This window comes from Psychrobacter sp. DM8, assembly GCF_051307025.1.
Classification (GTDB): Bacteria; Pseudomonadota; Gammaproteobacteria; order Pseudomonadales; family Moraxellaceae; genus Psychrobacter.
On sequence record NZ_CP195538.1, the window covers coordinates 653,297 to 672,461 of the forward strand.

The 19,165-nt window shown below is 43.3% G+C and carries 28 protein-coding genes; 24 read left to right on the plus strand and 4 right to left on the minus strand.

The window, feature by feature from the left end; all coding sequences use genetic code 11:
- Positions 1 to 153 precede the first annotated feature (153 nt).
- The 17 genes from rplN to rplQ all read left to right on the plus strand — a co-directional run bounded on the left by rplN (position 154) and on the right by rplQ (position 9,128).
- Positions 154 to 522, plus strand: coding sequence for a 50S ribosomal protein L14 (gene rplN / locus ACR64J_RS02890; RefSeq protein WP_317200662.1), 369 nt, complete (start codon positions 154 to 156; stop codon positions 520 to 522).
- 8 nt (positions 523 to 530) lie between these two features.
- A complete protein-coding gene (gene rplX, locus ACR64J_RS02895) occupies positions 531 to 848 on the plus strand; it encodes a 50S ribosomal protein L24 (RefSeq protein ID WP_317200609.1) in 318 nt (105 codons plus the stop codon).
- A gap of 21 nt (positions 849 to 869) precedes the next feature.
- A complete protein-coding gene (rplE, locus tag ACR64J_RS02900; RefSeq protein ID WP_317200610.1) occupies positions 870 to 1,406 on the plus strand; it encodes a 50S ribosomal protein L5 in 537 nt (178 codons plus the stop codon).
- Positions 1,407 to 1,418: 12 nt separating this feature from the next.
- Positions 1,419 to 1,724 (plus strand): 30S ribosomal protein S14, encoded by a 306-nt coding sequence (rpsN, locus tag ACR64J_RS02905; RefSeq protein ID WP_317200611.1) that lies wholly within the window; start codon positions 1,419 to 1,421, stop codon positions 1,722 to 1,724.
- 10 nt (positions 1,725 to 1,734) lie between these two features.
- Complete coding sequence (rpsH, locus tag ACR64J_RS02910) at positions 1,735 to 2,133, plus strand: 30S ribosomal protein S8 (RefSeq protein WP_317200612.1); 399 nt, start codon at positions 1,735 to 1,737, stop codon at positions 2,131 to 2,133.
- 272 nt (positions 2,134 to 2,405) lie between these two features.
- Positions 2,406 to 2,939 carry a 50S ribosomal protein L6 gene (gene rplF / locus ACR64J_RS02915; RefSeq protein WP_317200613.1) on the plus strand — a complete coding sequence of 178 codons (534 nt, stop codon included), beginning with the start codon at positions 2,406 to 2,408 and terminating at the stop codon, positions 2,937 to 2,939.
- Between the two features lie 11 nt (positions 2,940 to 2,950).
- Positions 2,951 to 3,301, plus strand: coding sequence for a 50S ribosomal protein L18 (gene rplR / locus ACR64J_RS02920; RefSeq protein WP_317200614.1), 351 nt, complete (start codon positions 2,951 to 2,953; stop codon positions 3,299 to 3,301).
- Positions 3,302 to 3,303: 2 nt separating this feature from the next.
- Positions 3,304 to 3,813, plus strand: coding sequence for a 30S ribosomal protein S5 (rpsE, locus tag ACR64J_RS02925; RefSeq protein ID WP_317200615.1), 510 nt, complete (start codon positions 3,304 to 3,306; stop codon positions 3,811 to 3,813).
- A gap of 30 nt (positions 3,814 to 3,843) precedes the next feature.
- Entirely contained in the window at positions 3,844 to 4,023 is a 180-nt protein-coding gene (gene rpmD, locus ACR64J_RS02930; RefSeq protein ID WP_201623017.1) for a 50S ribosomal protein L30, read from the plus strand.
- Positions 4,023 to 4,463 (plus strand): 50S ribosomal protein L15, encoded by a 441-nt coding sequence (gene rplO, locus ACR64J_RS02935; protein ID WP_317200617.1) that lies wholly within the window; start codon positions 4,023 to 4,025, stop codon positions 4,461 to 4,463. The genes rpmD and rplO overlap by 1 nt, the downstream gene beginning before the upstream one ends.
- 19 nt (positions 4,464 to 4,482) lie before the next feature.
- Positions 4,483 to 5,814 carry a preprotein translocase subunit SecY gene (gene secY / locus ACR64J_RS02940; RefSeq protein WP_317200663.1) on the plus strand — a complete coding sequence of 444 codons (1,332 nt, stop codon included), beginning with the start codon at positions 4,483 to 4,485 and terminating at the stop codon, positions 5,812 to 5,814.
- Positions 5,815 to 5,846: 32 nt separating this feature from the next.
- The gene (rpmJ, locus tag ACR64J_RS02945) at positions 5,847 to 5,963 is read left to right on the plus strand and encodes a 50S ribosomal protein L36 (protein ID WP_010196721.1); all 117 of its coding nucleotides are present in this window, start codon (positions 5,847 to 5,849) and stop codon (positions 5,961 to 5,963) included.
- Positions 5,964 to 6,203: 240 nt separating this feature from the next.
- The gene (gene rpsM, locus ACR64J_RS02950) at positions 6,204 to 6,560 is read left to right on the plus strand and encodes a 30S ribosomal protein S13 (RefSeq protein ID WP_317200618.1); all 357 of its coding nucleotides are present in this window, start codon (positions 6,204 to 6,206) and stop codon (positions 6,558 to 6,560) included.
- A gap of 20 nt (positions 6,561 to 6,580) precedes the next feature.
- Complete coding sequence (gene rpsK, locus ACR64J_RS02955) at positions 6,581 to 6,970, plus strand: 30S ribosomal protein S11 (RefSeq protein WP_010196728.1); 390 nt, start codon at positions 6,581 to 6,583, stop codon at positions 6,968 to 6,970.
- Between the two features lie 48 nt (positions 6,971 to 7,018).
- Entirely contained in the window at positions 7,019 to 7,660 is a 642-nt protein-coding gene (gene rpsD, locus ACR64J_RS02960) for a 30S ribosomal protein S4 (protein WP_317200619.1), read from the plus strand.
- Between the two features lie 81 nt (positions 7,661 to 7,741).
- Complete coding sequence (locus ACR64J_RS02965; RefSeq protein WP_062533658.1) at positions 7,742 to 8,749, plus strand: DNA-directed RNA polymerase subunit alpha; 1,008 nt, start codon at positions 7,742 to 7,744, stop codon at positions 8,747 to 8,749.
- Positions 8,750 to 8,768: 19 nt separating this feature from the next.
- Positions 8,769 to 9,128 (plus strand): 50S ribosomal protein L17, encoded by a 360-nt coding sequence (gene rplQ, locus ACR64J_RS02970; protein WP_075102287.1) that lies wholly within the window; start codon positions 8,769 to 8,771, stop codon positions 9,126 to 9,128.
- Positions 9,129 to 9,197: 69 nt separating this feature from the next.
- Here the strand turns inward: rplQ and ACR64J_RS02975 are convergent, their stop codons facing one another.
- Positions 9,198 to 9,818 carry an L-threonylcarbamoyladenylate synthase gene (locus ACR64J_RS02975; protein WP_317200620.1) on the minus strand — a complete coding sequence of 207 codons (621 nt, stop codon included), beginning with the start codon at positions 9,816 to 9,818 and terminating at the stop codon, positions 9,198 to 9,200.
- Positions 9,819 to 10,032: 214 nt separating this feature from the next.
- Positions 10,033 to 10,653: an elongation factor P hydroxylase gene (locus tag ACR64J_RS02980; protein ID WP_435951013.1), complete on the minus strand. Its 621-nt coding sequence runs from the start codon at positions 10,651 to 10,653 to the stop codon at positions 10,033 to 10,035.
- Between the two features lie 214 nt (positions 10,654 to 10,867).
- Here ACR64J_RS02980 and ACR64J_RS02985 point away from each other — a divergent pair, with 214 nt between their 5' ends.
- The 6 genes from ACR64J_RS02985 (at position 10,868) to lysM (ending at position 15,205) form a co-directional block, all read left to right on the plus strand.
- The gene (locus ACR64J_RS02985; RefSeq protein ID WP_317200622.1) at positions 10,868 to 11,446 is read left to right on the plus strand and encodes a YceD family protein; all 579 of its coding nucleotides are present in this window, start codon (positions 10,868 to 10,870) and stop codon (positions 11,444 to 11,446) included.
- Positions 11,447 to 11,758: 312 nt separating this feature from the next.
- A complete protein-coding gene (gene rpmF / locus ACR64J_RS02990; RefSeq protein ID WP_010196743.1) occupies positions 11,759 to 11,941 on the plus strand; it encodes a 50S ribosomal protein L32 in 183 nt (60 codons plus the stop codon).
- Between the two features lie 411 nt (positions 11,942 to 12,352).
- Positions 12,353 to 13,321, plus strand: a complete 969-nt coding sequence (fabD, locus tag ACR64J_RS02995; protein WP_317200623.1) for an ACP S-malonyltransferase — start codon at positions 12,353 to 12,355, stop codon at positions 13,319 to 13,321.
- Positions 13,318 to 14,046, plus strand: a complete 729-nt coding sequence (gene fabG / locus ACR64J_RS03000; RefSeq protein ID WP_317200624.1) for a 3-oxoacyl-ACP reductase FabG — start codon at positions 13,318 to 13,320, stop codon at positions 14,044 to 14,046. The genes fabD and fabG overlap by 4 nt, the downstream gene beginning before the upstream one ends.
- Positions 14,047 to 14,225: 179 nt before the next feature.
- Positions 14,226 to 14,462: an acyl carrier protein gene (gene acpP, locus ACR64J_RS03005; RefSeq protein ID WP_317200625.1), complete on the plus strand. Its 237-nt coding sequence runs from the start codon at positions 14,226 to 14,228 to the stop codon at positions 14,460 to 14,462.
- A gap of 233 nt (positions 14,463 to 14,695) precedes the next feature.
- Positions 14,696 to 15,205 carry a peptidoglycan-binding protein LysM gene (gene lysM / locus ACR64J_RS03010; RefSeq protein ID WP_317200626.1) on the plus strand — a complete coding sequence of 170 codons (510 nt, stop codon included), beginning with the start codon at positions 14,696 to 14,698 and terminating at the stop codon, positions 15,203 to 15,205.
- A 79-nt stretch (positions 15,206 to 15,284) separates the two neighbouring features.
- Here the strand turns inward: lysM and queG are convergent, their stop codons facing one another.
- Complete coding sequence (gene queG / locus ACR64J_RS03015; protein WP_435950371.1) at positions 15,285 to 16,511, minus strand: tRNA epoxyqueuosine(34) reductase QueG; 1,227 nt, start codon at positions 16,509 to 16,511, stop codon at positions 15,285 to 15,287.
- 93 nt (positions 16,512 to 16,604) lie between these two features.
- Between queG and ACR64J_RS03020 the strand changes: the two genes are divergently transcribed.
- Positions 16,605 to 18,335, plus strand: a complete 1,731-nt coding sequence (locus ACR64J_RS03020; RefSeq protein WP_435950372.1) for an NAD(P)H-hydrate dehydratase — start codon at positions 16,605 to 16,607, stop codon at positions 18,333 to 18,335.
- A 42-nt stretch (positions 18,336 to 18,377) separates the two neighbouring features.
- On the opposite strand, the gene ACR64J_RS03025 is transcribed toward ACR64J_RS03020, so the two are convergent.
- A complete protein-coding gene (locus ACR64J_RS03025) occupies positions 18,378 to 18,878 on the minus strand; it encodes a DUF4124 domain-containing protein (protein WP_317200629.1) in 501 nt (166 codons plus the stop codon).
- Between the last annotated feature and the right edge of the window lie 287 nt (positions 18,879 to 19,165).

Here is a 19,165-nt window from a genome sequence, read left to right on the forward strand (position 1 = left end):
CTGTTAAAATACCCGCCTTTTTAAGGATGCTGATTGCGCTTGCCGTAATCGCTCACTTATGAGTAAGGCGCTATTTATACCAAAATGCCGTCTACTCATTCTGTGCTAGCGGCAGCAACTGGTTTTTATTGCTCATACCTGTGGAGTAACGCTATGATTCAGGTTGAATCTATGCTGGAAGTTGCAGACAATAGCGGTGCAAGACGAGTTCAGTGCATTAAAGTACTGGGTGGTTCTCATCGTCGTTACGCATCTGTCGGCGATATTATCAAGATTACGGTTAAAGAAGCTATTCCTCGCGGTCGTGTCAAAAAAGGCGACGTGATGAATGCAGTAGTTGTACGTACCAAAAAAGGCGTTCGTCGCCCTGATGGTTCGGTTATTCGTTTTGATGACAATGCTGCGGTATTGCTCAACCAAAACAAAGCACCGATTGCAACTCGTATTTTTGGACCGGTAACTCGTGAACTACGTGGTGATCAGTTTATGAAAATTGTATCCCTAGCACCAGAAGTATTGTGAGGTAACCCATGGCTAAATTACGAAAAGGCGACACAGTTATTGTTATTGCTGGTAAAGATAAAGGCAAACAAGGTACTGTTCAAGCTGTAAAAAACGATCGTATTAAAGTTGAAGGCATCAACATCGTCACTAAACATCAGAAGCCAAATCAGGCAACTGGCGTTGAGGGTGGCATTGTTAAGCAAGAAGCTTTTTTGCATATCTCAAACGTCGCGATTTTAAATGCGCAAACCCAAAAAGCAGACCGTATTACTTATCAGACGAATGATGAAGGCGTCAAACAACGCGTTTATCGTTCAAATGGTGAAGTTGTGGCGACTGCGTAAGACACTAAGGGTGTAATGGTAATGGCAAGATTAAAGACTTTATATAACCAAGAACTAAAGCAACAGATCAAAGAAGAACTTGATTTAGCTAACGTGATGCAAGTGCCTAAAATCACTAAGATCACACTTAATATGGGTGTGGGCGGTGCGTCTCAAGACAAGAAATTGCTTGAAGGTGCGGTAGCTGACATGATCGCAATTGCTGGTCAAAAGCCTGTTGTTACTAAAGCTCGTAAGTCAGTTGCTGGCTTTAAGATTCGTGAAGAATGGCCGATTGGCTGTAAAGTAACGCTTCGCGGTGAGCAAATGTACGAATTTTTAGATCGTCTCATTGCTATTGCGATTCCTCGTATTCGTGACTTTCGCGGTTTTTCACCTAAAGCCTTTGACGGACGTGGTAACTACTCTTTAGGTATTAAAGAGCAGATCGTATTCCCAGAAATCGAATATGATAAAATTGATCGTATTCGCGGTATGGATGTAACGATCACCACCTCTGCAGGTAATGATGAAGAAGGTCGTGCGTTACTCAAAGCATTCGGCTTCCCATTCAAATAAGGTAAAGACGTTATGGCAAAGAAGAGCATGATTAATCGCGAATTAAAGCGCGAAAAAATGGTTGCTAAATATGCTGAGAAGCGTATTAAGCTAAAAGAGACTATCAGTGATGTCAACGCAAGTGACGAAGAGCGTATGGATGCTATGTTAGAGCTTCAGTCTCTACCACGTAACGCATCTCCAGTACGTCTGCGTAATCGCTGTGCTATCACTGGTCGCCCTCATGGTTACTACCGTAAGTTTGGCTTATCTCGCAACATGTTGCGTGAGCGTGTCATGCAAGGTGATGTACCTGGTGTTCGTAAAGCAAGCTGGTAAGGAGTAAGACATGAGTATGCAAGATACTGTTGCTGATATGCTAACCCGTATTCGTAACGCGCAAATGGCGAACAAAGTATCGGTTGCGATGCCAAGCTCAAAGCTACGCAAATCAATCGCTGATCTATTGGTTAGCGAAGGTTATGTGGCAAACGCAACTGTTACTCAAGAAGATAACAATAAAGCGACGTTGTCTATTGAATTAAAATACTTCGAAGGCAAACCTGTCATCGAAACTATTCAACGCTTTAGCCGTCCTGGTCTGCGCCAGCATCGCGGTAAAGATAACATCCCAACTGTTAAGCAAGGTATGGGTGTTGCTATCGTATCAACCAGTCAAGGCATCATGAGTGATCGTGCTGCACGCGCTGCTGGTATCGGTGGCGAAATCGTTGCTTTTGTTGCTTAATATTTGGTTATCAAATATTAAGTTACCAAGCAACCAAGATACCACTTAGGCCTTATTGTTTATTGCTATTCTATTGAGGACAGCAATAAACAAAGCACCATCAGATGCAATAATGCTTTTTTAGTTAATAGCAATTGATAGGTGCTAGGCAAGCTTAATTATGATAAACTAGCACGCTTTTTAGCCTGTTAGTTTTTTCGCTATTATCTTCTCCTATTTTTATTGATGATAATTGGCTAACAGAAGAAGTTAATTTTTTAAGGAATATTCCTATGTCTCGTGTGGCTAAAGCCCCAGTAACCTTGCCAAACGGCGTTAGTGTTACTTTGAACGATCGGCAGGTCGAAGTGAAAGGCAAGAACGGTACTTTGTCTTTACACCTGCATGAATTGGTCGAGCTGAAACAGGAAGATGATGCTATCATTCTCTCACCTACAGTCGATTCAAAAGAAGCCATGATGCATACTGGCACCGTACGCGCCTTACTTAACAACCATGTTATCGGCGTAACCGAAGGCTTTGAAAAACGTCTTCAACTCATCGGTGTTGGTTATCGTGCTCAAGCTACTAGTGATAAAGTAACCTTGAACGTCGGTTATTCACATCCAGTAGAGTATACGTTGCCAGAGAGTGTGTCGGCCGAAACCCCAACGCAAACTGAAATTGTTTTAAAATCAAACAATAAGCAGCAGCTTGGTCAAGCCGCGGCAAATATCCGCGCCTTCCGTCCACCAGAGCCTTATAAAGGTAAAGGTATTCGTTATAGTGACGAGCACGTGATTCGCAAAGAAGCCAAGAAAAAATAAGGTGAGTTGAAATGTTTGATAAAAAAGCAGCTCGTCTGCGTCGAGCTAAGAAAACCCGTGCGCATATCAGATTTTTGGGCGTTCATCGTCTAACCGTCACTCGCACGCCAAAGCATATGTATGCCCAGATTATCTCTCCAAGTGGTGGTGAAGTGATCGCTCAGGCATCTACACTAGATAGCAGTCTGCGTTCAGGTGCAACTGGCAACACTGATGCTGCGACATCTGTAGGCCAAATGATCGCAGAACGTGCAAAAGCAGCTGGTATTACCAAAGTTGCCTTTGATCGTAGCGGTTTTAAATATCATGGTCGAGTAAAAGCTTTAGCTGAAGCTGCTCGCGAAAACGGATTGGAGTTTTAATCATGGCTAGAAATAATGACAAAAATGAACCTTCAGACGGTTTAGTAGAGCGTCTAGTCACCGTTGATCGCGTTGCAAAAGTGGTCAAAGGTGGTCGTATTTTTTCATTCACAGCTTTAACCGTTGTGGGTGATGGTAATGGTCGCGTTGGTTTTGGACGTGGTAAAGCACGTGAAGTCCCAGCGGCTATTCAAAAAGCTCTAGAAGCGGCGAAGCGTAATATGATCACAGTGGAGCTTAACGAAGCCACTTTGTATCATCCGATCAAAGCCCGTCATGGCGCAAGTAAAGTCTATATGCAACCTGCATCTGAAGGTACTGGCGTTATCGCTGGTGGCGCAATGCGTGCTGTATTAGAAGTTGCTGGTGTCAAAGACGTTTTGACTAAGTGTTATGGCTCTACCAATACTGCTAACGTTGTTCGCGCAACATTTAACGGTTTACGTGATATGTCAACTCCAGAAAAGATGGCAGCAAAACGTGGTAAATCTGTAGACGAAATTTTGGGCTAACCTTTAGTAGATAGGACTAGGTGAATATTGATGAAAACAATGAAAGTCACTCAAGTAAAATCAGGTGCCCATCGCCTCAAGAGCCACAAAGCTAGCTTGAAAGGATTGGGTTTACGCCGTATTAACCATACTGTAGAAGTTGAAGATACCCCATCAACTCGTGGCATGGTCAATCGCGTTAACTACATGGTAAAAGTGGAGGAAGCGTAATGGGTCTTAGATTAAACGAATTATCACCAGGTGTTGGCGCAAAGAAAACTGCCCAACGTCGTGGTCGCGGTATCGGTTCAGGTCTTGGTAAAACAGGCGGTCGCGGTGTGAAAGGTCAAAAATCACGTTCAGGTTCTAGCATACGCTCAGGATTTGAGGGTGGTCAAATGCCTTTGTACCGTCGTCTACCAAAATTTGGCTTTACTAGTAAAATGGCAATGACTACGGCTGAAGTCCGTCTGTCTGAGCTCAACAAAATTGACGGTGATGTAGTCAGCTTAGAGACGCTTAAAGCGGCTAACCTTGTCCGTCGTGATATGAAGCGTGCTCGCGTTATGCTATCAGGCGAAGTCACTAAAGCTTTTACATTTAAAGGTATCAAAGTGACTAAAGGCGCTAAGCAGGCAATCGAAGCTGCTGGTGGTAGTATCGAGGAGTAGTAACGTGTCAAAGCAATCAATGTCATCGACTGGTATACCGCTTAATCCTTTCGCCTTTATACGCAAGTATGATGAGCTCTGGACGCGCTTACTATTTTTGATCGGTGCGTTGATTGTTTATCGTTTAGGGTCACATATTCCTGTTCCTGGTATCAACCCTGTCAATTTAGCTGATTTATTTTCGCGTAATGAAAACACCATTTTGAGCATGTTCAATATGTTCTCAGGTGGTGCTTTAGAGCGTATGTCTATTATGGCGCTCGGCATTATGCCTTATATCTCTGCCTCTATTATTGTACAGATGATGTCAGCAGTCGTTCCGTCGCTTGAAGCGCTCAAAAAAGACGGTGAGGCTGGACGTCGCAAGCTAAACAAGTATACCCGTCAAGGCACCCTTGCTTTAGCTTTAGTGCAGTCGCTTGGAATGTGTGCAGGATTGATCAGTCAGAACTTGACGTTATCTAGCGGTCTTACCTTTTATATACCGGCGGTGACCTCATTGGTAGCGGGCGCTATGTTCTTGATGTGGCTTGGTGAGCAGATCACAGAGCGCGGCGTGGGTAATGGTATCTCAATGCTTATTTTTGCAAGCATTGTCGCAGGTACCCCTGGCATGATTTCACAATCTATTGAACAGGTCAATCAGGGTCAGATGAATCTGATTGTACTCTTTATCTTTGTTATATTAGGCATCGCGGTAACCGCGGGTATCGTTTATATTGAACGTGCTCAGCGCCGTGTTCCTGTTAACTATGCACAAAAGCAGCAGCAAGGCCGCAAAATATACGCTCAGCAGCAATCACACTTGCCATTGAAAATAAACATGGCAGGGGTTATCCCTGCTATTTTTGCCAGCTCCTTGTTACTGTTTCCAGCAAGTTTGGGTCAATGGGTAGGTCATTCAACCGATCCTACCTTTGTGCAAAAGATACTACAAAATATGGCACTAGTGTTGTCTCCTGGACAGCCGTTATATTTAGTACTGTTTGGTGCGATGATTATTTTCTTTTGTTATTTTTATACTGCATTAGTTTTTAGTCCTCGTGAAGTCGCTGAAAACCTTAAACGAAGCGGTGCGTATATCCCAGGTATTCGTCCCGGACAACAAACTCAGCGTTATCTTGATCACGTATTAAATCGATTAACTTTCATCGGCGCGATGTATATGACGGTTATTTGTTTGATGCCTATGGTCATCCAGTCAGGTTTTGGTGTGCCATTTAATCTTGGTGGTACATCACTATTGATTATGGTAGTAGTGGTAATGGATTTCATCTCGCAGATTCAAGCGCATTTGATGACGCATCAATACCACGATCAGACGTTAATTCAGTCGCCCACTCAGCCATAAACTGAGCGGTGTGATATTTCAAGGAGCATGCGATGAAAGTTCAAGCATCAGTAAAAAAGATTTGTGGTAGCTGTAAAGTAGTTCGCCGTAAAGGTCGTGTACATATTATTTGTACTGCTGAACCACGCCACAAGCAACGTCAAGGTTAATTGACTAACGAAGATTTATTGTTAAATCAATTAACACTTGAAAAAACGCGGCGGATGCGATATCATCCGCCACTTGCCGTAGTTCATACCTTTTTATTTGTTTCATTTTATGACGCGTATTAATTGAAAGATTATACGAGTTTTAAAGCATGCAGATATTTAGGTGTTAACAGCAATAATTTTGGAAAACAACATATCGTTTAAACAAACGATATCTGTTTTTCTTTGATGGAGAAATAAATGGCTCGTATTGCCGGTGTCAACATTCCGGATAATAAGCATGCTGTTATTTCACTAACTTACATCTTTGGTGTAGGTCGTACCACTGCTCAGAAAATCTTAGAAGCAGTTGGCATTGCCCCTACTACTAAAGTCAGTCAGTTAGATGATACACAGTTAGATGCTATCCGTGCACAAATTGCAGAATACATGACTGAAGGTGACCTTCGTCGTGAAGTGTCAATGAATATCAAGCGCTTGGTTGATCTTGGTTGTTACCGTGGCATTCGCCATCGCCGTAACTTACCAGTAAGAGGTCAAAACACCAAGAATAACGCTCGTACTCGTAAGGGTCCGACACGCCCTCTCAAAAGATAATTAACTTAGGAAGCTAAAAGATGGCTAAAGACACTCGTAGTCGCAAAAAAGTGGCTCGTCGTTCAGTATCGGAGGGCATTGCCCACATCCATGCGTCTTTTAATAACACCATTGTAACGATTACCGATCGTCAAGGTAATGCACTGGCTTGGGCCACCTCAGGTGGACAAGGCTTCCGTGGTTCACGTAAATCTACACCATTTGCAGCTCAGGTTGCAGCTGAAGTCGCTGGTAAAGCGGCTCAGGAATACGGTGTTAAGAATATCGACGTTTTGGTCAAAGGACCAGGACCGGGTCGTGAGTCTGCGGTAAGAGCACTAGGTGCATTGGGTTATAAAGTGAACAGCATCTCTGATGTGACCCCAATTCCACACAATGGTTGCCGTGCGCCGAAAAAGCGCCGCGTCTAATACTAAAGACGAAGCTTTTTATCATAAAAGCTTATAGGAGACATAAACATGGCCCGTTATATTGGACCAAAACTAAAGTTATCACGTCGTGAAGGCACTGACCTAGGTCTTAAATCTGGTGTTAAACCTTATGACGTCAAGACCAAAAAAGCTGGTCGTCCACCAGGTCAACATGGCGTTAGCCGTAACAAGACTTCAGAATACGCTTTACAGCTGCGTGAAAAGCAGAAAGTTAAGCGTATTTATGGTGTGCTTGAGCGTCAGTTCGCAAACTACTATAAAGAAGCTGCTCGCAAACGCGGCGCTACAGGTGAGAACTTGCTAGCTATGCTTGAGAGCCGTATCGATAACGTCGTATACCGTATGGGCTTTGGCTCAACTCGTGCAGAAGCGCGTCAGTTGGTCAGTCACCGCACTGTCATGCTTAAAAAAGCAGGTCGTGATGAGTTTGTTCGTGTGAACATTCCATCAATCCAGTTGCAAGATGGTGACGTTATCGCTATTCAAGAAAAATCTCGCGAACAGCTACGTATCAAGAACGCTATTGAGCTTGCCACGCAGCGCGGTATTCCAGAATGGCTAGATGTTGATCACAGCAAATTACAAGGCACGTTTAAACAAGCGCCTGATCGCATTGATCTTCCTGCTGAAATCAACGAAAGCTTGATCGTTGAGCTATACTCAAAATAAGTGATACCTTAGCATATCTACTGATTTGGTCAGTGGATATGTTATGTCATTTAAACCTGTTTAATCTATCGAGGTGACATTATGATGCTAAATGCAACTGAGTTTCTAACACCAAATGCCATTAACGTGGACACGGTTAACGAAACGATTGCGAAAGTCACGCTCGAACCGTTAGAACGCGGCTTTGGGCATACCTTAGGTAATGCTCTTCGTCGTATCTTGTTATCTTCATTACCTGGTGCTGCGGTTATTGAAGCTGAGATTGATGGTGTTGACCATGAATACTCTACGCTTGAAGGCTTGCAAGAGGACGTACTTGATTTGCTTTTGAACTTAAAAGGCCTAGCAATTACCCTTCATGACCAAAATGAAGTATTTTTGACCTTGGACAAGCAAGGTCCAGGCACTATTACTGCTGCAGACATCGCACTACCGCACAATGTAGACATTATCAATCCAGAATTGGTATTAGGCACATTGAGCGAGCGCGGTCATCTTAAGATGCGTTTGCGCGTAGTGATGGGTCGTGGATATGAGCCAGCAAATCAGCGCCGTGAAGATGGCGACACCAAAGCAATTGGCCGTCTAAAGCTTGATGCAAGCTTTAGCCCAGTGCTTCGTGTTGCTTATCAAGTTGAGAACGCTCGCGTCGAGCAGCGTACCGATCTTGATCGTCTCATCATTGAGCTTGAAACTAATGGCACTATAGATCCAGAAGAAGCAATTCGTAAAGCTGCCACTATTTTACAACAACAGATTTCTATCTTTGTTGATCTAGAAGCTGAAGAAGCGCCTGAGCCTGTGAAAGAAAAAGAAGAGGTCGACCCAGTGCTACTTCGCCCTGTGGATGATCTTGAACTAACGGTTCGCTCAGCCAACTGCTTAAAAGCTGAAAACATTTACTATATCGGCGATTTGGTACAGCGTTCAGAGACTGAATTATTAAAAACCCCAAATCTTGGTAAGAAATCATTAACTGAAATCAAGGACGTACTAGCGTCTAAAGATTTAGAGCTCGGTATGCGCCTAGACAATTGGCCACCTGCTGACTTACGTGTTGATGATCGCTTTTCTTATCGTAGCCGCTAAACTTTAAGGATATTTGACTATGCGCCATCGTAAGAGTGGAGTCAAGCTGGGTCGTACCGGCAGTCATCGTAAAGCCATGTTCCAAAATATGACCAACTCATTATTTGAGCACGAGTTGATTAAAACGACGTTGCCAAAAGCAAAAGAGTTACGCCGCGTCGCTGAGCCACTAATCACATTGGCTAAAGAAGACAGCGTTGCTAATCGCCGCTTGGCATTTAGCCGTATGCGTAGCAAAGCTATGGTCGGTAAACTATTTGGTACGCTAGGTCCACGTTATCAGACGCGTCCAGGTGGCTATCTTCGCATTGTAAAATGTGGTCACCGTGATGGTGATAACGCGCCAATGGCTTATGTAGAATTAGTTGATCGTGACTAAAATTAGCTATCATTTATAATAAAAAAAGCTCCCATTCGTTGGAGCTTTTTTTTGTGCTTAATGTGCTGTCTATATCATTAGAGCACTAACGTCCGCCGCACCTTGTCTGATAATTTCAGGCTGATTATTAGTCATGTCTACGATCGTAGTCAGCTTAGTAGTCTTGATACCTGCGTTGATCAGACCATCTATCACATGACCTAATAGCTCCTCAATCTCGAAAGGATCATCGAGTATGTCATCGCGATTGGGTAGCACTAATGAGCTGGTCAATATAGGTTCATCCATTGCTTCTAACAGCGCTTGAGCAATAGGGTTACCAGGTACTCGTATACCTATAGTTTTTTTCTTTGGATGAGACAGTTTTTTAGGGACATCTTTGGTAGCGTTCAAGATAAAGGTAATAGGCGCTGGAGTACAGGCCTTTAGTTGTTTAAATTGTTGATTGTCAACGGTGGCGTAATTAGCGATCTCACTTAAATCACGACATAGCAACGTAAACTGATGCTTATCATCAAGCTCACGTATGAGTTTGAGCTTCTCTAGAGCGTCTTTGGCACCAAGGCGACAACCAAAGGCGTAACTGGTATCAGTGGGGTAGATAATCAGCTTATCACCGCGTAGCATATCGGCTGCTTGCTCTATGAGGCGAGGCTGCGGATTTTCTGGATGGATATATAAAGTTTGCATACGGACTCCTATTTTGGTTTTTTGCCTTTATTAGAGCTAGGCTTTTAGATTTATAGTTGTTGAAGTATAACCCTTAGAGTGATAAGAGTTGTAGGAGCCTGCCGTAAACAAGCGTATACAAGCGTAAAACACCATAGATACTCTATTGGTTCAAATTTAGCTAAGCTCTGATTAGAAGTCAGTTTCGGGCGATATAAAGATGATGTTTTAGCTTCTAGGCTGCTTGGCTGTTAAGCTGAATATGCAACAACGCTAACAACAATATTTTGGCATCGCGCGGCAGTAACTCTGGGTTTTTTTTATAGTTTAAAGCTTGCTTATAGACGTCAGCTGCAAACGTGCTGCTACTCGTATCAAAGGTTGCAAAGATATTATCCTGCGACACTCGAAACGGTCTGTGACAGGCAAGACTAAATAAACACTCTAAAGCTTGCGGCTTGATCTCCACGCGCTCAAAGGCCAGTTGTTCATCTTGATTGCGCCCATCTGCTGCGTACCAATAGCCAAAATCATCAAGAAGCCTACGTGCTTGTCCTGCAATGCACCAGTGACTGATTTCATGCAAAGCGCTGGCAAAAAACCCATGAGCAAAGGCTATGCGAGCTGGTTTATCATAAGTTGCGGCAAAATACTCAGGTTCGCTATCACTGTGCATCAATATTACGTTTTGACTGGCAAATAAGGTATTAAACAAATCAATCAAAGCATTAACGCTTTTTTCTTCTTTGGCCTCTGACCACTCATAGATCATCAAACCTTTATCACATAATGAATGAATATCAGTGAGGATTGATGGAGAATCATATGACTGTATATAAGACTTGAGTTCATTCATTAAAGACAGAGCGTCAGTAGCAGTTAATAAAGATGAAAAATCATGAATAGTCATGTTATAAGTCATAAGACAACGGCTGGTTTAGGTATAGGTTTAAGGCGAAAGTGCCTATAAAAAGTAGTAAAAATCGTAACATACTAGCGCTAGCGTCATATAGGGCTTTGCGTTAGTATGGCAGGCAATATTATACACCATTTATATTGAGAGGCCGCGTATGTCGAGCACTTCAGCCACAGCGTCTAACAGCGATACTCAAAAGGCACCATCAAGCATTTTACCTGATAATATCTCATTAAATAAGTGGGAAGACACTGGTTTTGAATGGTCAGGCCTGTTGGCACCGCATACTTTTGCTCGTCTCAAAGACGTACTCACAACAGAGCACGAGCAGCCACAGTTACAGCTAGATGCCAAGTTATATCGACGTAGCAATGTATTACATTTGGCTTTTACTTTGGCAGGAGAGGTCTGGCTGACTTGTCAGCGCTGCCTACAGCCGGTTGCTATTGACTTATCAGACGATTATGACATTGCTTTGTTAGATGATGATAGTCAAGAGAGTCTGATCGATGAAGAACAAGATTACTTATTGCTAGATGAGATCGTAACAGAGCAGTCACCTGAGCGCTTACTGCCTCTAAAAAAACTGATTGAAGATGAGATATTACTCAAAGCCCCTTTATCGCCAAAGCATGAGGATTGTGAAATGGCGACCTCGCAAGTTGGTGATATTCCAGAAGAAGAAAACGAAAACCCATTCGCTGCGCTTGCCTCACTAAAGGGTAAGTTATAATCGAATAATAAGTTGTAGAAGCAACGCGCCCTAGTGCAAAATGTCCTAAAACGAACTACAAAACCAAGGCTTTATTAATACGTCAAACATGCGTATAATGTCCGGTTTATCGCATTCTGGCAACGTGCCGCTTGCTTAAAGCGTCAATGAGACAAACCGCTCGTTTGGTTTGGATTTAGTCAGAGCTTTAAAGCAATTGGCAAACTCGTTAATTTAACGATGCATAAGGTTTGAGTGGTTATCAATACACCTAAACCTGTATCGGTTAAAACTGAATTTTAAGTTTATTCCCTTAAGTATAGGAGCTACATCATGGCTGTTCAAAAAAGTCGTAAAAGCCGTTCGCGTCGTGACATGCGCCGTTCACACCACCGTATGGAAGTGGCTGAATTAAGCGTAGATGCTACTACTGGTGAAAAGCATCGTCGTCATCACATGACCAAAGACGGTTTTTATCGTGGTCGTCAGTTGTTCAAAGTCAGTCAAGATGCTTAAATGAAGTAGTCCTAAGACTAATAGATATGTTTATCCGTGATTTGATAAGTATAGGTATTATTCGTCAAAGGATTATGAGCGCTTAAGTATTTTTGTAGCAAGAGCCAAGTTATTCGCTGTCATATATTAGGCATGCAGATAACTTGGCTTTTTGTTATTGCAGCTTTCTGTTATTGCATTAGTAAAGGTTAATTTTCTAACCTTTGACAGTCTGAGTCATTTAGGCTTACTATATCAGTAGAATTTTGTTGTATAGACTTCTTAGTTGCAAAGACTAGATAACCTATTACGATGATTACAAATACATAGACGATAGCTAGTACCTACCATTTACTGATAAATTAATAATAATAGAACATAAATAAGCGCTCGCTTTTAGGGAATTATTCAACAATATAAGGAATATGGGTTATGGCAGTAGCACCCGATTCAACAAAAACGCCGCCTACGCGTATCGCTGTTATTTTTCCAGGACAAGGCTCGCAAACGGTCGCTATGACCTCAGAGCTTGCCGAGCATTACCCTCAGATCAAAGATACTTTTGCCGAAGCAAGTGCGGTACTTGGCGAAGACTTGTGGGCAATATGCCAAGACGAAGAGCGACTCAACCAGACTCAGTACACCCAGCCGGCACTTTTAACGGCTAGCATCGCAATTTGGCGTATTTTACAAGATAAGTTAACCAAGACGCCGTGTTACTTAGCTGGACATTCACTTGGAGAGTATAGTGCGCTATGTGCAGCTGGCGTGATTAGTTTTGCTGATGCTGTCAAGTTAGTACATAAGCGTGGGCAGTTTATGCAAGAGGCGGTAGTCGGTATCGATACGGCTATGGCAGCCGTGCTAGGTCTTGAGGATGCACGAGTTGAAACCTTGTGCGAGCAGGCGACCGAGCACGTTGATGGCGCTATCGTCGGTGCGGCTAACTTTAACAGCCCAGGTCAAGTCGTGGTATCTGGTAATGCTATTGGCGTAAACGCTGTCATAGATAAAGTCCAAAATACAGGCAAAAAAGCCATACCTCTAAAGGTTAGCGTGCCTTCGCACTGTGCACTTATGCAGCCTGCTAGTCGAGCGCTCGCTGAGGCGTTGGATAATATCGAATTTGAGCAGGCCGCTATTCCAGTTATTCAAAATCGTCATGCCCGCGTTGAGAGTAGCGCACTAGGTATCAAGCAGGCATTGACAGAACAATTGAGTGAACCTGTCCTTTGGTCCAAAACGATGCAAGAGATGGCAGACAAACAAATCGGTATATTGATCGAATGCGGTAGCGGTAATGTTTTGAGTAATCTAGCCAAGCGCCAAGCAGAGCCTATTACAAGCTATCCTACTGACAAGCTTGCTCGTTTGGATAAGTTAATGGAGGTGCTATCATGAGCCGTACAATTACCCTAGTAACGGGCGCAAGTCGCGGTATTGGCAAAGCTGTTGCCAAACGTTTTGCTAAAGAAGGGCATTTTGTCATTGGCACAGCGACTACTGAAAAAGGCGCTGAGCTTATTGATGAATATCTACACGATACAGGCGGTATTGGACGCGTGCTGGACGTGCGTGATACCGAACAAATCAATAAGCTCTTTGAAGAGATTGAGAGCGTCTATGGGGCCGTACAAGTACTGGTAAATAATGCGGGTATCACCAAAGACGGTCTACTCATGCGTATGAAAGATGAAGACTGGGATGACGTCATCGATACTAATCTATCTTCGGTGTACCGTATGAGCAAACGCGCGATTCGCGGCATGATGAAAGCTCGCCGCGGCCGTATTATTAATATCAGCTCCGTTGTTGCCAAGATGGGCAATGCAGGTCAGTCCAATTATGCAGCGACCAAAGCAGGTCTTGAAGGCTTTAGCCGCACATTAGCCCGTGAAATTGGCTCACGCCAAGTGACTATCAATTGCGTCGCACCAGGTTTGATTGAAACAGATATGACGGATGAGCTTGATGAGCGTCTGCTTAATTCTATGCTAGATGCCGTACCTATTAGCCGCTTAGGTCAACCAGAAGACATCGCTGCTGCAGTCTCGTTTTTAGCTAGTGACGAGGCCAGTTATATTACAGGTGCGGTCATTCCAGTCAATGGTGGTATGTATATGTAGCATCGTTACACACTGATAATAAAATACTGTGTGAACGAGTGTAAACTCTAATAAATGGTGTTATAATAACGCATACTTTTATGTCAAAACCTTGTATGATAATGAGGTTTTATTGGATAGTATATAAAATAACGCTTTATCAATCTTAAAAAATGATAGACAAAAAGGGAGAGATCTATATGAGTAATGATGTTGAATTAAGAGTAAAATCTGCAGTAGCTGAACAGCTAGGTATGAACGTTGAAGACGTGAATAACGATGCAGCCTTCATGGAAGACTTAGGTGCTGATTCGTTAGATTTGGTTGAGTTGGTTATGTCGTTTGAGAGTGATTTTGGTATCACTATTCCAGATGAAGATTCAGCAGAATTGACTACTGTACAAAAAGCAATTGATTATGTACAAGCTCAGCTATAACTGACAAACCGTCATTATTAGTTGATTGACCGCTTATCTATCTAGGTAAGCGGTTTTTTTGTACCTAAACTTTTGTGCTTGAATACTTGTACTTAAATACTTATGCTCGAATATAGCGTCTCTACGCGAGACTAACATTATTCAACATACCTTTACTTGGCAAAGCGATGTGTTTTGCTATACTCGATAGCGCAAACAAAAAACGTTAATAACAATAGTGAAGGAGCAATAATATGGGAATGTTCAGTTTCGCAAAGGATATAGGTGACAAAATTTTTAACCGTGATGATGACAAGCATGATGCTAAGACTGAAACCAAAGCTGATGCTAATACGCAAGTCAAATCGAGTGAGCCATCGGCTCAATCTGTAGCAAGCTTATTGTTACGCCGCATTCAGCAGCAAAACCTCAATATCAGTAATCTAAAAGTCAAATACAATGGCTCAACAGATACCGCTGAGATCAGTGGTGATGCCAAAACTCAAGCTGATCGCGAAAAAGCTATTATCGCTATTGGTAACGTACAGAACGTCGCAAAAGTGATCGATAATATCAACATCGAAGAAGACGCGCCTGAATCTACTATGTATACCGTAGAGTCTGGTGATAGCTTGTCTAAAATTGCCCAAAACGTTTACGGTTCATCAAGCGACTATATGAAGATATTTGAGGCTAACAAACCTATGCTTTCTGATCCAGATAAGATTTATCCAGGTCAAGTATTACGTATTCCTAAGCCATAAAGTTATCAGAATTTTCTAATCGCAAATGCTATATATTTGTCATGACGCTCCTTATATGAGGGGCGTTTTTTGTACTTGACTAACACTCTGTCAGTCTACCTTGCTGCTCCTTTATTGCCCAATTAATATGCTCGTCCAGCATCTCATCGTGAACGCTCAACTTTGCTTCAAGCTCGACTATTACCTTATTACTAGCAATTGCATTACCTAAACCGATAGCGATATTGCGTAAAAAGTTGACGTAGCCTGTACGTCTAAGCGGACTGCCTTGAGTATTATTCAAAAAGTCGTCTTCCGTCCATCGCCAAAGATCGAGCAAGCTGCTGTTATCTAAATGATGACGAGGGGCAAAGTCCTCGACGTCTGTGACTTTAGCGTAGCGGTTCCAAGGGCAGATCAGCTGACAATCATCACAGCCAAAGACGCGGTTGCCTATAGCGCGTCTATACTTGATGTCTATAGATCCCTTGTGCTCAATGGTTAAATAAGAGATGCAGGCTGCCGCATTAAGCTCATAAGGCGCGACGATAGCTTGAGTGGGACAGATATCTATACAAGCACGGCAACTGCCGCAGTGAGCCTCTACGGGCTTGTCATCTGGTAGCTTTAGACTGATAAACAGCTCGCCCAACACAAAAAAAGAGCCTGCTTGCTTATTGAGTAGTAAGGTGTGCTTACCTGTCCAGCCAAGACCTGCTGCATCGGCGATAGGGCGCTCAAATATCGGTGCTGAGTCGCTAAAGGGACGAAAGATAAAATTTGATGTATTGCCAATATCTAAATGTTGCCACTCAGGGAGCATCGTCTCAATCTGTAGCGCTAATTGTTTGAGGCGAGAGCGCATGGTCTTATGGTAATCGCGCCCGCGCGCATAGCGGGCAATAATGCCTTGATTGGGGTATTGGTTGTCAATGATAGTACGCGGCGTCGGTACTTGAGTGAGGTAATCCATACGCACGCTGATAATAGTTTTAGCCCCTGCTACTAACTGCTCAGGATGCGCGCGCAGCTCATGATTGTTGTGCATAAAATTGAGCTGACCCTCATAGCCTTTATCCAGCCAGCGTTGTAGCTGCTCTATTTGCTCGGCAAACAAAGGGTGGTGTACAGACAAAAAACCACAATCAGCAAAACCGAGAGACTTTGCTTGTGCTTTGATCCATTCTTTAACCTCAGCAGCGGACGTAAACGTGTCTATGTTGTTGACGTTATCGATGCTATTAACGTTATCAATCTCGACGGCGTTTGATGGTAATTTACTATGGCTTATCGCTGATTTTTGAGTGGACTGAATATTATGAGTCATAAATGGGCTAGATGTTGGCTAAGATACTTATATGATAAGCTTATAAGTCCTAAGCGCAAGTCTAAAAAATATAATTAACGCAGAGAGTCAGTCATGTCAGCCTTACTAAGTTCGTTATCCAAAAACACAATGCCAGTCGCTCTTTACAGTAGTGAGCAAATTTATGCTATGGAAAAGGCTTGGTTTGCCCAAGGGTATGACAGCTTCGCCCTAATGCAACAAGCTGCTTGGCAAGTAACGCAGCATATCAGAACGCTTTATGAGCAAAAATATCGTAGTACTGATGCGGCTAGCAAGACAGTCTGTCATGAGGAGAATCATCAGCCCAGCGTTATTATTTGGGTTGGCAAAGGCAATAACGGCGGCGATGGCTGGCTTGTCGCGCACTATCTAAAACAAGCAGACTGGCAAGTACGAGTCATTACGGTTGGTTTGGATATGGATAATTTAGCTGTTGATAGTAACACCATAGTATCCATGACTGACGCAATAAAAGCGCGCCAGATCACTATGGACAGTGATATCGAAACAGTGCGTTTTGAAGATAGTGGCTCTAAAAATAATGGCTTTAAAGTCATCAGTCACCCAAAGCACTATAGGGCAGAGGCCGATGTATATATCGATGCTCTGTTTGGCATAGGTTTAGATCGCGCGCCTGCAGGTGTCTACAAACGAGCTATTCAAGCCTTTAATCACTACTCAAGACACTATCATGCTTTAAGCATAGCTATTGATATCCCAAGTGGACTAATCGCCTCAACTGGGCAAGTCTTTGACAGGTGTGCGATCGAGGCAGACGTGACATTGTGCTTGATCGCCCGTAAGCTTGGCCTACATATCAAAGATGGTATGGATCACAGCGGAACAGTGTTTGATATACCGCTTATTCCTTATGCAGACATTGAGCCCGCCGCTCTTATGCTTACCCGACCATATAAGGTCTCTAAGCGCCGTCAAAACAGCTATAAGGGCAGCTATGGTCATGTGTTAATCGTTGGCGGTAACCGTATTGATGGCTCACAGGGTATGGGCGGGGCCGCGATACTATCTGCCGCTAGCACTATGGCAACAGGCGCAGGCAAGATAACCGTTGCTTGTCATAGCGCTTTTCATGGTGCGCTATTAACCTCGTTGCCTGATGCGATGACGCTTGATTTACATGATAAGAATAGCGCTGAATCGTTAATTAAAGATGCCAGCGTTCTAGCCATAGGTATGGGACTAGGCCGAGATAAAAAAGCAGAAGATTTATTCATATATTATTTACAAACCACAATGTCGCAAGATATTCCAATAGTGATTGATGCTGATGGTCTGTACCATCTAGCATCGCTACAAGCTGATAACCATGAGCTAATCGCGCAGCTGCGCCGTTATAGTACGGCTCACAAGGTTTGCCTAACGCCGCATAGTGGTGAGATGGCGCGGTTATTGGACAAAGACGTAAAAGAGGTAGAGAGCGATAGACTAGCTGCGATTAAACAAGCTGCGAGTATTTATGGCGGTGATTGGGTGCTCAAGGGAGCCGGGTCTATGGTGTTAGAGGATGAGCAGATCTATGTCTGTACAACTGGCAACGCAGGTATGGCCTCAGCAGGTATGGGAGATGTCTTATCAGGAGTCGCAGCAGGCTTGTTAGCACAGCAAGATTTGTCAAAACTCTTACAGCATCTGCGCCAAGCTGTACTTATTCATGGTAGTGCAGGTGATGTACTCGTGAATGAATTATTCTCTAATGATGCACTGCTAATTGGTGAGCGAGGGCTACAGGCTCAAGATATGCCAGCAGCCATTCGTCATGTAATACACACTTTGACTCGTTAAAATCCAAGAGTATAATCTACCTAGCAATGTCTATCAGTTACATTATACCGTAGCGCCCGTACAATACTGACTAATAGCTTGTTGCACGCGTTCACGTTTAAGTTCAATTTCGCGCCCATCCAAGTAGCGACGCTCGCCATTAGTATCCATCTCATAGATGCGACCACCAACGTTTAGATTGGTCAGGTTATTACGCAGTGACTGACAGCGCTGAGCATTCGCTTGAGCTTCTTGCTCCTCTATACGCGCCTCTAGCTGCGCCACGCGCTGCTGCTCTGCATCTGGGGCACTATTGTTTTGCTCGCTATTGGTTTTGCCTGCCATTTGACCGGCATTATTTTGTCGACCATCACTACGAAATTCGATAACTTCAATATTTTTGCCATTTTGCGGCGCGTGCTGACTGTACTTGACTTCACCATAGGCGCCAATCGACTTATAAACTTGCACAGCGTGAGTCATGCTCGTAGATAGCAGCAAAGCACAGAGCATAGCGAGTATTACAAATAGCTTAGTCGCAATAGTGGTAGGCACATTTGCCATAGCAACGATCCTTTATATAGTTTGAAGAGATGTAGTTTGAAGCGTTTATATCTATATTAATGAGTAGGTTATGACAGTGTTTTATGCCAACAGACCGTCGATACAGATATCCTTGCTATAATAACCAATAGTTAGACGCAAGTGTTAGAAGTTTTTCTTGACAATAGCGCTTGAACCATTGAAAATATTAGCAGTTGATTGGTCAGTGAGCGGCTTTTACTTTATTGCCGTGGCACTTGAGGACAAAGACCACAAGTTACTTATCGGTAACTTATGTGGTTTTTTCT

Excerpts from the sequence above, each read along its gene's own strand:
- fabD (WP_317200623.1), top strand. The coding sequence starts at position 12,353 with ATGGCAGTAGCACCCGATTCAACAAAAACGCCGCCTACGCGTATCGCT.
- ACR64J_RS02980 (WP_435951013.1), bottom strand. The coding sequence starts at position 10,653 with ATGAATGAACTCAAGTCTTATATACAGTCATATGATTCTCCATCAATC.
- secY (WP_317200663.1), top strand. The coding sequence starts at position 4,483 with ATGTCATCGACTGGTATACCGCTTAATCCTTTCGCCTTTATACGCAAG.
- rplR (WP_317200614.1), top strand. The coding sequence starts at position 2,951 with ATGTTTGATAAAAAAGCAGCTCGTCTGCGTCGAGCTAAGAAAACCCGT.
- ACR64J_RS02985 (WP_317200622.1), top strand. The coding sequence starts at position 10,868 with ATGTCGAGCACTTCAGCCACAGCGTCTAACAGCGATACTCAAAAGGCA.
- rpsD (WP_317200619.1), top strand. The coding sequence starts at position 7,019 with ATGGCCCGTTATATTGGACCAAAACTAAAGTTATCACGTCGTGAAGGC.
- rpsN (WP_317200611.1), top strand. The coding sequence starts at position 1,419 with ATGGCAAAGAAGAGCATGATTAATCGCGAATTAAAGCGCGAAAAAATG.
- ACR64J_RS02975 (WP_317200620.1), bottom strand. The coding sequence starts at position 9,818 with ATGCAAACTTTATATATCCATCCAGAAAATCCGCAGCCTCGCCTCATA.
- rplX (WP_317200609.1), top strand. The coding sequence starts at position 531 with ATGGCTAAATTACGAAAAGGCGACACAGTTATTGTTATTGCTGGTAAA.
- rpmJ (WP_010196721.1), top strand. The coding sequence starts at position 5,847 with ATGAAAGTTCAAGCATCAGTAAAAAAGATTTGTGGTAGCTGTAAAGTA.
- rpmF (WP_010196743.1), top strand. The coding sequence starts at position 11,759 with ATGGCTGTTCAAAAAAGTCGTAAAAGCCGTTCGCGTCGTGACATGCGC.
- rpsE (WP_317200615.1), top strand. The coding sequence starts at position 3,304 with ATGGCTAGAAATAATGACAAAAATGAACCTTCAGACGGTTTAGTAGAG.
- rpsM (WP_317200618.1), top strand. The coding sequence starts at position 6,204 with ATGGCTCGTATTGCCGGTGTCAACATTCCGGATAATAAGCATGCTGTT.
- acpP (WP_317200625.1), top strand. The coding sequence starts at position 14,226 with ATGAGTAATGATGTTGAATTAAGAGTAAAATCTGCAGTAGCTGAACAG.
- rpsH (WP_317200612.1), top strand. The coding sequence starts at position 1,735 with ATGAGTATGCAAGATACTGTTGCTGATATGCTAACCCGTATTCGTAAC.
- queG (WP_435950371.1), bottom strand. The coding sequence starts at position 16,511 with ATGACTCATAATATTCAGTCCACTCAAAAATCAGCGATAAGCCATAGT.
- rpmD (WP_201623017.1), top strand. The coding sequence starts at position 3,844 with ATGAAAACAATGAAAGTCACTCAAGTAAAATCAGGTGCCCATCGCCTC.
- rplO (WP_317200617.1), top strand. The coding sequence starts at position 4,023 with ATGGGTCTTAGATTAAACGAATTATCACCAGGTGTTGGCGCAAAGAAA.
- ACR64J_RS03025 (WP_317200629.1), bottom strand. The coding sequence starts at position 18,878 with ATGGCAAATGTGCCTACCACTATTGCGACTAAGCTATTTGTAATACTC.
- ACR64J_RS03020 (WP_435950372.1), top strand. The coding sequence starts at position 16,605 with ATGTCAGCCTTACTAAGTTCGTTATCCAAAAACACAATGCCAGTCGCT.
- rplF (WP_317200613.1), top strand. The coding sequence starts at position 2,406 with ATGTCTCGTGTGGCTAAAGCCCCAGTAACCTTGCCAAACGGCGTTAGT.
- lysM (WP_317200626.1), top strand. The coding sequence starts at position 14,696 with ATGGGAATGTTCAGTTTCGCAAAGGATATAGGTGACAAAATTTTTAAC.
- rplN (WP_317200662.1), top strand. The coding sequence starts at position 154 with ATGATTCAGGTTGAATCTATGCTGGAAGTTGCAGACAATAGCGGTGCA.
- fabG (WP_317200624.1), top strand. The coding sequence starts at position 13,318 with ATGAGCCGTACAATTACCCTAGTAACGGGCGCAAGTCGCGGTATTGGC.
- ACR64J_RS02965 (WP_062533658.1), top strand. The coding sequence starts at position 7,742 with ATGATGCTAAATGCAACTGAGTTTCTAACACCAAATGCCATTAACGTG.
- rplQ (WP_075102287.1), top strand. The coding sequence starts at position 8,769 with ATGCGCCATCGTAAGAGTGGAGTCAAGCTGGGTCGTACCGGCAGTCAT.
- rpsK (WP_010196728.1), top strand. The coding sequence starts at position 6,581 with ATGGCTAAAGACACTCGTAGTCGCAAAAAAGTGGCTCGTCGTTCAGTA.
- rplE (WP_317200610.1), top strand. The coding sequence starts at position 870 with ATGGCAAGATTAAAGACTTTATATAACCAAGAACTAAAGCAACAGATC.